The organism is Micromonospora rubida, assembly GCF_009908295.1.
In the GTDB taxonomy this organism is placed as follows: Bacteria; Actinomycetota; Actinomycetes; order Mycobacteriales; family Micromonosporaceae; genus Micromonospora; species Micromonospora rubida.
Map to the genome: position 1 here is coordinate 236886 of NZ_JAAALO010000004.1, position 12694 is coordinate 249579.

Annotated in this window: 12 protein-coding genes and 2 tRNA genes; 10 read left to right on the forward strand and 4 right to left on the reverse strand. The window is 70.7% G+C overall.

Features of this window, described 5'->3' with window-relative positions; genetic code table 11:
* Positions 1–13: 13 nt before the first annotated feature.
* On the forward strand, positions 14–1147 hold the full coding sequence (gene recF, locus GVV04_RS15420; RefSeq protein ID WP_161688734.1) for a DNA replication/repair protein RecF: 1134 nt from the start codon (positions 14–16) through the stop codon (positions 1145–1147).
* Entirely contained in the window at positions 1137–1913 is a 777-nt protein-coding gene (locus GVV04_RS15425; protein ID WP_328822410.1) for a DUF721 domain-containing protein, read from the forward strand. Before recF ends, GVV04_RS15425 begins: the two co-directional genes overlap by 11 nt.
* Before the next feature lie 3 nt (positions 1914–1916).
* Here the strand turns inward: GVV04_RS15425 and GVV04_RS15430 are convergent, their stop codons facing one another.
* On the reverse strand, positions 1917–2144 hold the full coding sequence (locus GVV04_RS15430) for a hypothetical protein (protein WP_161688735.1): 228 nt from the start codon (positions 2142–2144) through the stop codon (positions 1917–1919).
* A 102-nt stretch (positions 2145–2246) separates the two neighbouring features.
* Here GVV04_RS15430 and GVV04_RS15435 point away from each other — a divergent pair, with 102 nt between their 5' ends.
* Positions 2247–2729 (forward strand): MarR family winged helix-turn-helix transcriptional regulator, encoded by a 483-nt coding sequence (locus GVV04_RS15435; protein ID WP_161688736.1) that lies wholly within the window; start codon positions 2247–2249, stop codon positions 2727–2729.
* Here the strand turns inward: GVV04_RS15435 and GVV04_RS15440 are convergent.
* Positions 2714–3268, reverse strand: a complete 555-nt coding sequence (locus tag GVV04_RS15440) for a hypothetical protein (protein WP_161688737.1) — start codon at positions 3266–3268, stop codon at positions 2714–2716. The genes GVV04_RS15435 and GVV04_RS15440 overlap by 16 nt on opposite strands.
* 530 nt (positions 3269–3798) lie before the next feature.
* Between GVV04_RS15440 and gyrB the strand changes: the two genes are divergently transcribed.
* The 6 genes from gyrB to GVV04_RS15465 all read left to right on the forward strand — a co-directional run bounded on the left by gyrB (position 3799) and on the right by GVV04_RS15465 (position 9848).
* Positions 3799–5745 (forward strand): DNA topoisomerase (ATP-hydrolyzing) subunit B, encoded by a 1947-nt coding sequence (gene gyrB, locus GVV04_RS15445; protein WP_161688738.1) that lies wholly within the window; start codon positions 3799–3801, stop codon positions 5743–5745.
* A 129-nt stretch (positions 5746–5874) separates the two neighbouring features.
* Complete coding sequence (gene gyrA / locus GVV04_RS15450; protein ID WP_161688739.1) at positions 5875–8397, forward strand: DNA gyrase subunit A; 2523 nt, start codon at positions 5875–5877, stop codon at positions 8395–8397.
* A 3-nt stretch (positions 8398–8400) separates the two neighbouring features.
* Positions 8401–9330, forward strand: coding sequence for a DUF3566 domain-containing protein (locus GVV04_RS15455; RefSeq protein WP_161688740.1), 930 nt, complete (start codon positions 8401–8403; stop codon positions 9328–9330).
* A 153-nt stretch (positions 9331–9483) separates the two neighbouring features.
* Positions 9484–9557, forward strand: a tRNA-Ile gene (locus GVV04_RS15460).
* A gap of 43 nt (positions 9558–9600) precedes the next feature.
* On the forward strand, positions 9601–9729 hold the full coding sequence (locus GVV04_RS33125; protein WP_235966234.1) for a DLW-39 family protein: 129 nt from the start codon (positions 9601–9603) through the stop codon (positions 9727–9729).
* A gap of 43 nt (positions 9730–9772) precedes the next feature.
* A tRNA-Ala gene (locus GVV04_RS15465) sits at positions 9773–9848 on the forward strand.
* A 157-nt stretch (positions 9849–10005) separates the two neighbouring features.
* Here GVV04_RS15465 and GVV04_RS15470 read toward each other — a convergent pair.
* A complete protein-coding gene (locus GVV04_RS15470) occupies positions 10006–10338 on the reverse strand; it encodes a hypothetical protein (protein WP_161688741.1) in 333 nt (110 codons plus the stop codon).
* Positions 10339–11467: 1129 nt separating this feature from the next.
* Positions 11468–11626, reverse strand: a complete 159-nt coding sequence (locus GVV04_RS15475; protein WP_201753566.1) for a hypothetical protein — start codon at positions 11624–11626, stop codon at positions 11468–11470.
* 38 nt (positions 11627–11664) lie between these two features.
* On the opposite strand from GVV04_RS15475, the gene GVV04_RS15480 reads away from it, so the two are divergent.
* Positions 11665–12654, forward strand: a complete 990-nt coding sequence (locus GVV04_RS15480; protein ID WP_407938805.1) for an L-threonylcarbamoyladenylate synthase — start codon at positions 11665–11667, stop codon at positions 12652–12654.
* Positions 12655–12694 lie beyond the last annotated feature (40 nt).

Below are 12694 nucleotides of genomic sequence, written 5' to 3' on the forward strand. Positions count from 1 at the left end.
GTATCCACAACCTGTGTACGTCCGCCGGCTCGAACTGGTCGACTTCCGCTCGTACGAGCGGGTCGGCGTCGATCTGGAGCCGGGGCCGAACGTCCTGACCGGCGCCAACGGCGTCGGCAAGACCAACCTGGCCGAGGCGCTGGGCTACGTGGCGACCCTGGACTCGCACCGGGTCGCCACGGACGCCCCCCTGGTCCGGATGGGGGCCTCCTCCGCGGTGATCCGGTGCGCTGTGGTGCACGACGGGCGTGAGCTGCTGATCGAGCTGGAGATCGTCCCGGGCAAGGCCAACCGGGCCCGGTTGGGGCGCTCGCCGGCCCGGCGGGCCCGCGACGTCCTCGGCGCGCTGCGGCTGGTGCTGTTCGCTCCGGAGGACCTGGAACTCGTCCGCGGTGACCCGGCCGAGCGCCGCCGCTACCTCGATGACCTGTTGGTCAGCCGCCAGCCCCGGTACGCCGGGGTGCGCGCCGACTACGAGCGGGTGGTCAAGCAGCGCAACGCCCTGTTGCGTACCGCTTACCTGGCCCGCAAGACCGGCGGGTCGCGGGGCGGGGACCTGTCCACCCTCGCGGTCTGGGACACCCACCTGGCCCGGCACGGTGCCGAGCTGCTCGCCGGCCGGCTGGAGCTGGTCGCCGCGCTCGGCCCGCATGTCACCAAGGCGTACGACACGGTGGCGGCGGGCCGGGGCGCGGCCGGTGTCGCGTATCGGCCGTCGGTGGAGCTGACCGACCCGGCGCCGGACCGGGCGGCGCTGGTCGAGGCGTTGACGGCGGCGCTGGCCGAGTCCCGGTCGGCGGAGGTCGAGCGGGGCACCACCCTGGTCGGCCCGCATCGCGACGACCTGGTGCTCAACCTCGGCCCGCTGCCCGCGAAGGGGTACGCCAGCCACGGCGAGTCCTGGTCGTTCGCGCTGGCGCTGCGGCTGGCCGGGTACGACCTGCTCCGTTCCGACGGCATCGAGCCGGTGCTGGTGCTCGACGACGTCTTCGCCGAGCTGGACGCGGGTCGCCGGGAGCGGCTGGCGGAGCTGGTCGGCGGGGCCAGCCAGGTGCTGGTGACCTGCGCCGTGGACGACGACGTGCCGACCGGCCTCCGGGGCGCCCGGTATCAGGTCGGCGAGGGGAATGTGCGTCGTGTCGGCTGAGCGGGAACTACCACCGGCCCGCCTCGGGCCGTCGGGCGCGGGACGTACCCCGACCGGCGCGGCGGCCGGGCGTGACGCGGCCGCGCGTGAGGGTGCCGCGCGTGAGGGTGCGCCGCGCCGGGCCGGGCGGCGCGACGGTGGCCAGCCGGCACCGCCGGCCGACGGTGCCGGGCGGCCCGACGGCTCGGCGGCCGCCGGCGCCAGCGGTGGCGCCAGCGGTGGCGGTGGCGGTGGCGGTGGTAAAGACGTACCCGACGGGGGTGGGTCGGGGCCGGAGCTGGCCCGGGCGGTGCTGGACGCCGCGAAGGCCCGCCGCGACTCGGCGGCCCGGACCCGTCGGCGCAGCGTGGTGTCCGGCGACGGCGAGGGCGGTCGGCGGCTGCGCGGCTACTCGGGGCCGGGGCCGGATCCGCGCGACCCGCAGCCGCTGGGCGCGGTGCTCAACCGGCTGGTCAAGTCGCGCGGCTGGGAGCAGCCGGCCGCCGAGGCGACGGTCTTCGGCGCGTGGGAACGAGTGGTCGGCTCCGAGGTGGCCCAGAACAGCCGCCCGGTGAAGCTGGAGAACGGCGAGCTGACCGTGGAGGCCCGGTCCACCGCGTGGGCGACCCAACTGCGGCTGCTCGCCGGTTCCCTGCTGAAGAAGATCGCCAGCGAGGTGGGCCACAACGTGGTGCGCAGGCTGCACATTCACGGCCCGGCTGCGCCGTCCTGGTCGCGTGGGCCGCGCAGGGTCCGGGGACGGGGCCCCCGCGACACCTACGGCTGACGGTCAGTGGCCGGGGCGCTGGGCCTCTCGCTCGGCGCGCTTGCGCTCCCGCTGCTCACGGCTCCACTGCTTACGCCTCTCCAGGTCCTGCTTCCACGCCTCCCGGGCATGACGCGAGCCGCCCTGCACCGCCCCCTGCACCTGGGAAGGGCCGGCGAGGTTGCGGAACACCCAGCCCATGAGGCGGCCGCCCCCGCCCGAGGAGTCGCCCACCTGCTTGTCGTCGCTCATCCGCCTGGCCTCTCCCGCACCGCGCCCGAAAATACTTCGTGTACCAATTATTGGTACACCAATCGTTGCTAGGATCGCAACGGCGACGACGAGGAGGCCCAGGTGTCCGACCAGCTTGAGGGCGACCCCCTGGCCCTGGAGGAGCAGGTGTGCTTCGCGCTGTCCGTGGCGGCGCGGGGCGTGGTCGCCGTCTATCGCCCGCTGCTGGAGCCGATGGGGCTGACCCATCCGCAGTACCTGGTCATGCTCGCGCTGTGGCAGCACGCGCCGCTTTCCGTACGGGAGCTCAGCCGCCTGTTGCAACTCGACCCGGGGACGCTGTCGCCGCTGCTGAAGCGCCTGGAAGCCAACGGGTACGTCCGGCGGGAGCGCGACCCCGCCGACGAGCGCAGCCTGGCCGTGACGCTCACCGCCGGCGGCCAGGCGCTGCGTGCCCGAGCCGAGGAGATCCCGCCGGCGATCGTGCGGCGGCTCGGGATGCCGATCGAGGAACTGCGGGACCTGCACGCCGTCCTGACCCGGGTGATCGCGGCGACGAACCGGGCCGGCGCGGGCGGTGCGAACCCCGGTCAGGCGTCGGCGTAGACCGCGAAGCCGCGGTCGGCGCAGCGGCGGTAGAAGGCCGCCAGCACGCCCAGCTCGGCGCAGGTGAAGTCCCACTGCGGCGGGTCGCCGTTGTCGTCGCGCAGCGCGTCCAGCCGGCTGCCCAGCCAGCGCAGCTGCTGTTCGGCGAGGCGGCCGTCGCCGAGCAGGCCGCGCAGCACGGTGCTCACCGAGTCGAAGTCGACCGTCTCCCCGTGCGGGCGGTGCCCGGCCACGAAGCGTTCGACCCCGCCGGCGACCCAGGCGCAGCCGTCCGGGTCGATCACCGGGTCCTCGTCCTCGGCGGCGGCGTCCGTGGCGTAGAGCACATTTTCCAGCCCGAGCAGGAGGTCGACCAGCTCGGTGTACACGGTGGCCCGGACGGTCCCGGTCTTGGCGATGTGTTCCGCGAGGGCCGCCGTCGGCGCGGAGATCCGCGGTAGGTCGACGATCTCGCCGAAATCAACGAACTCGGCCGGTGCGACCGGGTCGTAGAAGCGGCCGGTCCGCGGCCAGTGCACCGCGACGTTGTCCAGCCCCATCTGGTGTCACCCCTTGAGAGCACGTGTCGGATCGTTCGGGTCGATCGTCCGGTTCCGACCGGAAAAGATCAAGACCAGCCACGCTGGGCGACGCAAACGTACGCCCGTCGTGGGCCCCGCCGCGACCCCGGCCCCTGAACGTCCCGGGCCCGATCGGCGGCGGCGTCGCCCGCCGATCCGAGCTTGGCGTGTAGGGGGAGTCGCGGGTGGCGCGGTTCGGCCGGCTACGGAGGTCTCAGCCGCCGCGAAAGGGGTGCCGAGTGGCGGTTCTGTCGTCCGCGCACAGTAAGATTGAGGCGAGACGAAGACCCGACACGGAGCAACGGACACGGGCCCACCCAAAGGTCCGAGATCATTGTCCCACGTCGGGTTGAGCCGATCGCGATCCGCGGGCAACCGCGGCGACCGGCGTTCCGGCCCGTACCCCGGTTTCCACCGGTCTCGGTCCGCGCGCCGACGTCGCGTCCTGTCCGCCGAACCCGCGTCCGACGCGCCGCTTGCGGCTCGGGGGCGCGAGAAAGTGGCCGAGGGTGGCAGCGCAGGACAAGCAGGAGTACGGCGCCGAGTCGATCACCGTCCTCGAAGGGCTGGAGGCGGTCCGTAAGCGGCCCGGCATGTACATCGGGTCGACCGGTGAGCGCGGTCTGCACCACCTGGTGTGGGAGGTCGTCGACAACGCCGTCGACGAGGCGCTGGCCGGACACTGCGACACCATCGACGTGGTGCTGCTGGCCGACGGCGGGGTCCAGGTCACCGACAACGGCCGGGGCTTCCCGGTCGACCTGCACCCCAAGTTGAAGAAGCCGGGCGTCGAGGTGGCGCTGACCGTGCTGCACGCCGGCGGCAAGTTCGACGGCAAGGCGTACGCCGTGTCCGGCGGTCTGCACGGCGTCGGCGTGTCCGTCGTGAACGCCCTCTCCAGCCGGATGGCGGTGGAGATCCACAAGTCCGGCTTCGTCTGGCGGCAGAAGTACACCAACTCCAAGCCGGGCCCGCTGGACAAGGGCGAGACCACCGACCGCACCGGCTCCACGGTCGCGTTCTGGCCCGACCCCGACGTGTTCGAGACCGTCGAATTCGACTTCCAGACCATCTACCGCCGCATCCAGGAGATGGCCTTCCTCAACCGCGGCCTCACCATCCACCTGCTCGACGAGCGGGTCCCGGAGGGCGAGGAGGGCAAGCCGCGCGAGGTCACCTTCTGCTACAAGGGCGGCATCGCCGACTTCGTTCGACACCTCAACGCCTCGAAGACCCCGATCCACAAGACGGTGGTCGAGTTCGGTGCCGAGGAGGAGGGCATGTCGCTCGAGATCGCCATGCAGTGGAACGAGTCGTACGGCGAGTCGGTCTACACCTTCGCCAACACGATCAACACGCACGAGGGCGGCACCCACGAGGAGGGCTTCCGGTCCGCGCTGACCGGCGTGGTCAACCGGTACGGCACCGACAAGAAGCTGCTCAAGGGCGACGAGAAGCTTTCCGGCGAGGACATCCGGGAGGGCCTGGCCGCGATCATCTCGGTCAAGCTGGCAAACCCGCAGTTCGAGGGCCAGACCAAGACCAAGCTCGGCAACACCCCGGTGAAGAGCTTCGTGCAGCGGGTCTGCAACGACCGGCTGGTCGACTGGTTCGACCGCAACCCGGCCGAAGCCAAGATGATCATTACCAAGGCGTCCCAGGCGGCCCGGGCCCGGATTGCCGCGCAGCAGGCGCGCAAGCTGGCCCGACGCAAGTCGCTGCTGGAGTCCGGCTCGATGCCCGGCAAGCTGGCCGACTGCCAGTCCACCGACCCGCGCGAGTCCGAGGTGTTCATCGTCGAGGGCGACTCGGCCGGCGGCTCGGCCAAGCAGGGCCGGGACCCGCGCACCCAGGCGATCCTGCCGATTCGCGGCAAGATCCTCAACGTGGAGAAGGCCCGGATCGACCGGGTGCTGAAGAACGCCGAGGTCCAGGCGCTGATCACCGCGCTGGGCACCGGCATCCACGACGACTTCGACATCGAGAAGCTGCGGTACCACAAGACCGTGCTGATGGCCGACGCCGACGTCGACGGGCAGCACATCCAGACCCTGCTGCTCACCCTGCTGTTCCGCTTCATGCGGCCGCTGGTCGAGCTGGGCCACGTCTACCTGGCCGCCCCGCCGCTCTACAAGATCAAGTGGAACAAGAAGGGCGACGACGCGCAGTACGCGTACTCGGACCGGGAGCGGGACGGGCTGATCGCGCTGCGCCAGCAGAAGAAGCCGAACGCCAAGCCGGACGACATCCAGCGGTTCAAGGGTCTCGGCGAGATGAACTATCCCGAGCTCTGGGAGACCACGATGAACCCGGGCACCCGCACCCTGCGGCAGGTCACGCTCGACGACGCGGCGACGGCGGACGAGCTGTTCAGCGTGCTGATGGGCGAGAACGTCGAGGCGCGTCGCTCGTTCATCCAGCGCAACGCCAAGGACGTCCGCTTCCTGGACATCTGACGGACCGGTCGGGCCGCCCCGGTCGTCCACCGAGCGGCCCGCCGATCCACAGGGTTATCCACAGCCTGGCCGGTTTCCACAGGGTTATCCACAGCACGAAACCGACTCTGATTCTGATAAGGGTTAACAGTGACCGATACCCCCGAGTCCACCCCGAGCGAGCCCGAGGTCCCCGAGACCGCTGCCGCCGCAGTCGTGGCGCATGACCGCATCGAGCCGGTCGGGCTCGAGGTGGAGATGCAGCGCTCCTACCTCGACTACGCGATGAGCGTCATCGTCGGGCGGGCGCTGCCGGACGTCCGGGACGGGCTCAAGCCGGTCCACCGCAAGATCCTCTACGCCATGTTCGACTCCGGCTACCGGCCGGACCGTGGCTACGTCAAGTGCTCCCGGGTCGTCGGCGACGTGATGGGTCAGTTCCACCCGCACGGCGACTCGGCCATCTACGACGCGCTGGTCCGGATGGCGCAGCCCTGGTCGCTGCGGTACCCGCTGGTCGACGGCAACGGCAACTTCGGCTCGCCCGGTAACGATCCGGCTGCGGCGATGCGCTACACCGAGTGCAAGCTCGACCCGCTGGCGATGGAGATGCTGCGGGACATCGACGAGGACACCGTCGACCTCCAGGACAACTACGACGGCCGGGCCAAGGAGCCCACCATCCTGCCGTCGCGGATCCCGAACCTGTTGATCAACGGCTCCGAGGGCATCGCGGTCGGCATGGCCACCAAGATCCCGCCGCACAACCTGCGCGAGATCGGCGCGGCCGTGCAGTGGTGCCTGGAGAACCCGGAGGTCGACGAGGCGACCACCCTCGACGCGCTCATCGAGATCGTCAAGGGTCCGGACTTCCCCACCTACGGCCTGATCGTCGGCACCCAGGCCATCCAGGACGCGTACCGGACGGGCCGTGGGTCGATCCGGATGCGGGCCGTGGTGGAGGTCGAGGAGGACAAGCGGGGCCGCCCCTGCCTGGTGGTCAGCGAGCTGCCCTACCAGGTCAACCCGGACAATCTGGCCGAGCGGATCGCCGAGCTGATCAAGGAGGGCAAGCTCGCCGGCATCGCCGACATCCGGGACGAGTCGTCCGGGCGTACGGGCATGCGGATCGTGCTCGTGCTCAAGCGCGACGCGGTCGCCAAGGTGGTGCTCAACAACCTCTACAAGCACACCCAACTCCAGGAGACCTTCGGCGCCAACATGCTGGCGCTGGTCGACGGTGTGCCGCGCACGCTGAACCTGGCCCAGTTCCTGCGGTATTACGTCGCGCACCAGATCGAGGTGATCCGGCGGCGGACCGCGTTCCGGCTGCGCAAGGCCGAGGAGCGGGCGCACATCCTGCGTGGTCTGTCCAAGGCGCTGGACGCCCTCGACGAGGTGATCGCCCTGATCCGGCGCTCGCCCACGGTGGAGGACGCCCGGCAGGGCCTGATCCGGCTGCTGGAGATCGACGAGATCCAGGCCACCGCGATCCTGGACATGCAGCTGCGTCGGCTCGCCGCCCTGGAACGGCAGCGGATCCTCGACGACCTGGCCAAGCTCGAGATCGAGATCGCCGACCTCAAGGACATCCTGGCCAAGCCGGAGCGGCAGCGGCAGATCGTCTCGGAGGAGCTCGGCGAGATCATCGCGAAGTGGGGCGACGAGCGGCGGACGAAGATCATGCCGTTCGACGGCGAGGTCTCGATGGAGGACCTCATCGCCCGCGAGGACGTGGTGGTCACCATCACCCGTACCGGATACGCGAAGCGGACCAAGGTCGATCTGTACCGCTCGCAGCGGCGCGGCGGCAAGGGCGTCAGCGGGGCCACGCTGCGGCAGGACGACATCGTCAGCCACTTCTTCGTCTGCTCCACACACGACTGGATGCTGTTCTTCACGAACAAGGGCCGGGTGTACCGGGCCAAGGCGTACGAGCTTCCGGAAGCCAGTAGGGTAGCCAAGGGCCAGCACGTGGCCAATCTGCTCGCGTTCCAACCGGACGAGCAGATCGCGCAGATCATCGAAATCCCGAATTACCAGGTGGCGCCCTACCTGGTACTGGCCACGAAGAACGGCCTGGTGAAGAAGACGCGGCTCGAGGAGTTCGACTCCAACCGTTCCGGCGGAGTCATCGCGATCAACCTGCGCGATGAGGACGAGCTGGTCGGTGCTGCCCTCGTCGCCCCGTCCGACGACCTGCTGCTGGTCTCCAAGAACGCCCAGGCGATCCGCTTCAACGCCACCGACGAGGCGCTGCGGCCGATGGGCCGGGCTACGTCGGGCGTGATCGGCATGCGGTTCACCGACGACGACGTCCTGCTCGCGATGGAGGTCGTCCGCGAGGGGCTGGACGTGCTGGTGGCCACGAACGGGGGATACGCGAAACGTACCCCGATCGAGGAATACCCGGTCCAGGGCCGGGGAGGTAAAGGCGTGTTGACTGCGAAGATCACCGAGCGACGCGGTGGTCTGGTCGGCGCTGTGGTGATCGACCCGGACGACGAGCTGTTCGCGATCACCAGCAACGGTGGCGTCATCCGGACTCCGGTGAAGCCTGTACGCCGTACGCGTGACCGGAACACAATGGGGGTCAAGCTGATGGACCTCCCGGACGGCGTGACTATCGTGGCGATTGCTCGCAATGCCGACGAGCCTGACGAACAGGACTAGTTGATGACGGAGACACAGGCGAAGTCGGGGAACAAGGGGACCTCGGCCAACCCGGTCGACGAGGAGGCCGCCGCGAAGGGCGGCGCACCAGCGACCGGCCGCGCGGCCGTGGGCCGGGCAACGGTCCCCGCCGACGCGCCTGCCCCGAAGTTCACCCGGGCTCCCGGTATGGCACCGCCGCCGGAGACACCCGGCGACGACTCGGGGGCCGGTGACAAGGCGGAGACATCCGGCATCGACGCGCCAACCTCCGCGGCTGCTCCGGCCGCTCCGGCTGCCCCGGCCGCGGGGGCGGGCAGCACCGCCCGTCCGGGGACGACAGCGCCGATCCGGACAGGAAGCGGCCAGTCGACTGGCAGCGCCGCCACCGGCACGCTGCCGCGCGTCGGTGGCGGCACGACAAATCCGCGCCCGGACGGCACCCGTCCGGGCGCGGGGGGTCGCCCCGCCAACGGCGGAGGGCTGCCGCCGGGGGTCGCCGGGTCGTCGGCCTCGGCCGTCGGGGCCGCCCGGGTCGGTGAAGCGGTACGTGCCGCGCGTACCTCGGTCAGCTCCGCCGCGTCCCGCGGGCCGCGGCGGGCCCGGCTGAACCTGAAGCGGATCGACCCCTGGTCCGTGATGAAGTTCGCCTTCGCCGTCTCCGTGGTGCTCTTCATCGTGGTGGTCGTCGCCACCTCGGTGCTCTACCTGGCGCTGGACGCGATGGGTGTGTTCCAGAGCGTCAACGAGAGCCTGAGCGACCTGGTCAACGCCGGCGGGCAGAGCTCCAGCGGCTTCCAGATCACCGCCAAGGGCGTGATCCTCAGCTCCGCCCTGATCGGCCTGGTCAACGTCGTTCTGTTCACCGCGCTCGCCACCCTCGGCGCGTTCGTCTACAACGTCTGCGCCGACCTGGTCGGCGGGATCGAGCTGACGCTCGCCGAGCGGGACTGATCGCACCGACGCCGGGGCGCCCGCCGCGTAAAGCGGTCGCCCCGGCGTCGTGCGTCCGGGTAGTTTCAGGGGGTACGGCGAGCAGCGGGCCGATCGCCGGCCCCCGATTTGGGGCGCGGCGGGCGGATGCGTTAACCTTGGCCGTCGCTACGCGGGGCTATAGCTCAGTCGGTTAGAGCGCAGAGCTGATAACTCTGAGGTCGCTGGTTCGATTCCAGCTAGCCCCACCGCACATGGTTCCGACGGCTGTCGAGCGCGAGGGGTCACCCCATGTTCAAGAAGCTTCTGATTCTGGCCGGCGTAGTCGGCGTTGCCGCCGTGGTGGTCAGGAAGATCAAGCTTTCGAACGACGAGCGCGCCCTGTGGCACGAGGCGACCACCGCCCCTGACCTGCGCTGATCGTTTCGCCGACTCTCAGCTCCCGGCGGCTTCGCCCGCCCTCGGGGCCCTAGCTCAACTGGCAGAGCACTGCCTTTGCAAGGCAGGGGTTAGGGGTTCGAGTCCCCTGGGCTCCACCATCGTCGCCTCTGAACAGGCGTTTCATCGGAACAAGATCAACGGGCACAAGCAGGGCACAGGCGCTGCGCCTCCTGCGGTTCGACGTTGCTGGTGATCAGCGTTGTGGCGAAGAAGTGCGGCGCGGCAGCGATCGCCCCGCCCCTAGCGGCCACCGCACTAGCGGGCGGCCTTGTTACGGATGGGCCGCGCGTACTGGAAGGCACCCAGCAGGGCGGTGACAAGGCCAGCCACCAGCAGGATCCTTATCACGTTGAACAGCACCGTGTCGCCCGTTGAGTGGGGCGGGAAGATGTCCTTGACGAGCCAGCCCACGCCCATCCCCAGCCCCAGGCAGGCGTGCATCGCGGCCCGTAGGCGCGGCAAGGGCTGCGGGCGGCCGAAGATCCGGGGCACCGCCGTGCCGCCACGGCTCCTGGCAAGCAGCACGGCGGCGACGGCCAGGCTGGCCGCAGCGACCACGACGGCCAAGACCAGGTCCACGAATCCCATGGGGCCACACGCTATCGCACGGATATCCACGGCCGGGATCAGCTGAAGTTGAACTCCTCGTAGTGGATCGATGCGGCCGGCAAGCCCATCCGGCGGAAGGCTCGGAGGTCAGATCAAACCCTGCGCATGGGAAGGTGGTGGTCGCCGCCGGTCGGGGTCATCGTCCAGGAGCCGACTCCGTAGCCGGTCCCGATCAGATCAAGGTCGCTGCTGTGGCGGTGTCCGCCGGATGTCGGGCCGTGACACGAAAGCCGAGTCCGACCCCGGGTACCCCAGGGCCCCGGCAAAGTCGTGGGGCGCCGATTCCCGCCCGAAGTTCATCCACCCTCCGGGATTCCTGTTCCGCTGCTTGAGGATGATCCGAGATCCTGGCCAGGGCCTTGGTCACGGTCTCGCCGGTCCTGCGCTGTCTCTGTCTCCGCTCCCGCGAATGCCCCGGAAGGTCGCCGCCACGCTGCCCTCTGCCGCCCCGCGCATCGGGCAGTCCGGGTGGCGGCCGGACGATTGCCTCCCGCATCCGGTCGGGGACCTGCCTGTCGGCCCCCTTTGGGGCTGCCCCGTTTACGCGCCCGCTTCACCGGTAGCACAAACGGGGCAGCTCCAAAGGGGGCCGACGGAGGGTGGACCGACCCGACGGCGCGCACCCCGGCCGCGCACACCATCCTCGACCGGCTCGCCCACGGGGCCGACCCGGCGGAGACCGACCCGGCAGGGGCCGACGATGTCGGTAGCGCACGTATCCCCTGGAACCTGCCAAGCCGAATTACCCTCAAGACTTTGCCGAGGCCCTGGGAAGCGGGTGTAGAACGTCGACAGGCGTTGAGGGTCGCCGCCCTGCTCAGGTGCCGGATCCGTCCGATCCGAGATAATCGATTAGGCGCTTACGGCATTTAGGGGTTCGAGTCCCCTGGGCTCCACTCGAAACGGATACCCGAACGGAAGCGCCCAGGGCCGCAGAAGCGCAGGCCACGGCCGATACCCTGAAGTGGGCGGCGGTCAAGCGTTGTAGACGTGGTGCGCCTGGTGGAGACCAGCGGCACATCGTCGTGGTTGTTGAGCCAGGAGACAAGGTCAGCGCTGCATGCCTCCTGCCGGACCAGCTTGACGACGGCGACGGAATCGAGGTAGATCACCAGCGCTCCCCGTCTCGCATTGCGGCGAGCGTGGCGGCCACGTCCACATCCTCGTCGCCGAGCTTCGGCGGAAGCGGAACAGGCCCGCCGCCGGTCGGGGCGACGGCCCGCCCCGCAGCTACCAGCTTGGCCAGCGTTGACCTATCGTCACCCACCAGCCGTGCCCTTCCGGCGGGCAGGTTAGCGTCGGGGCGTGAGCACCGGATACCCGCGCGTCCTGCCCGTCGAGGGTGGCATCGCCGAAGCCGCCTCCGTCCTGCGCGCCGGAGGGCTGGTGGCGTTTCCCACCGAGACCGTCTACGGGCTGGGCGCCGACGCCCTGGACGCCCGCGCGGTGGCCCGGATCTTCGAGGCTAAGCGGCGGCCGAGCTTCGATCCGCTGATCACCCACCTGGCCGACGCGGCCGACCTGGCCGGTCTGGTGGGGCGGGTGCCGGCGGCAGTGGAGGCGCTGGCCGAACGGTTCTGGCCGGGTCCGCTGACGTTGATCGTGGACCGGCCCGCCGTGATTCCGCCGATCGTCACGTCGGGGCTGGACACGATGGCCGTCCGGGTGCCGGACGAGCCGTCCGCCCGGGCGTTGATCGCTGCGGCCGGGGTGCCGGTGGCCGCGCCCAGCGCCAACCGGTTCGGCCAGCTCAGCCCCACCCGGGCCGAGCACGTGGTGGCCGGGCTGGGCGCGGCGGTGGACGTGGTGCTCGACGGCGGGCCGACCCGGTGCGGCATCGAGTCCACCATCGTGGACGCCCGGGGCGGGCACCCGGTGGTGCTCCGACTCGGTGCGCTGCCGTTGGAGGCCCTGGTCGAGGCGGTCGGGCCGGTGACCGTACGGTCGGGCAGCTCCGGCCAGCCGGTGGCGCCCGGCACGCTGGCCGCGCACTACGCCCCGCGTACCCCGTTGCGGGTGGTCGGGGCGGCGGAGTCGGCGGCCGGCGACGGCGGCCGGCGAGGGCTGCTGGCCTTCCGGGAGCGCCCGGCGGGCGGTGACTGGGCGGCGGTCGAGGTGCTGTCGCCTGCGGGGGACCTGACGGTGGCGGCGGCCCGACTCTTCGACGCGCTGCACCGGCTCGACGCGGCCGGGGTGACCGAGATCGTCGCGGAGCGGGTCCCGGACATGGGCGTGGGCCGGGCGATCAACGACCGGCTGGGCCGGGCGGCCGCGACCTGGCACCAGGGCGGCTGACGCGCGGTGCTCAGGCGGGTCACGGGTCGCGGGTGACAGA

Bases quoted from the DNA above. Each gene is read 5' to 3' on its own strand.
- GVV04_RS15430 (WP_161688735.1), bottom strand. From the start codon at position 2,144: ATGAGCGACGACAAGCAGGTGGGCGACTCCTCGGGCGGGGGCGGCCGC.
- GVV04_RS15440 (WP_161688737.1), bottom strand. From the start codon at position 3,268: ATGGGGCTGGACAACGTCGCGGTGCACTGGCCGCGGACCGGCCGCTTC.
- GVV04_RS15455 (WP_161688740.1), top strand. From the start codon at position 8,401: ATGACGGAGACACAGGCGAAGTCGGGGAACAAGGGGACCTCGGCCAAC.
- GVV04_RS33125 (WP_235966234.1), top strand. From the start codon at position 9,601: ATGTTCAAGAAGCTTCTGATTCTGGCCGGCGTAGTCGGCGTTGCCGCC.
- GVV04_RS15470 (WP_161688741.1), bottom strand. From the start codon at position 10,338: ATGGGATTCGTGGACCTGGTCTTGGCCGTCGTGGTCGCTGCGGCCAGC.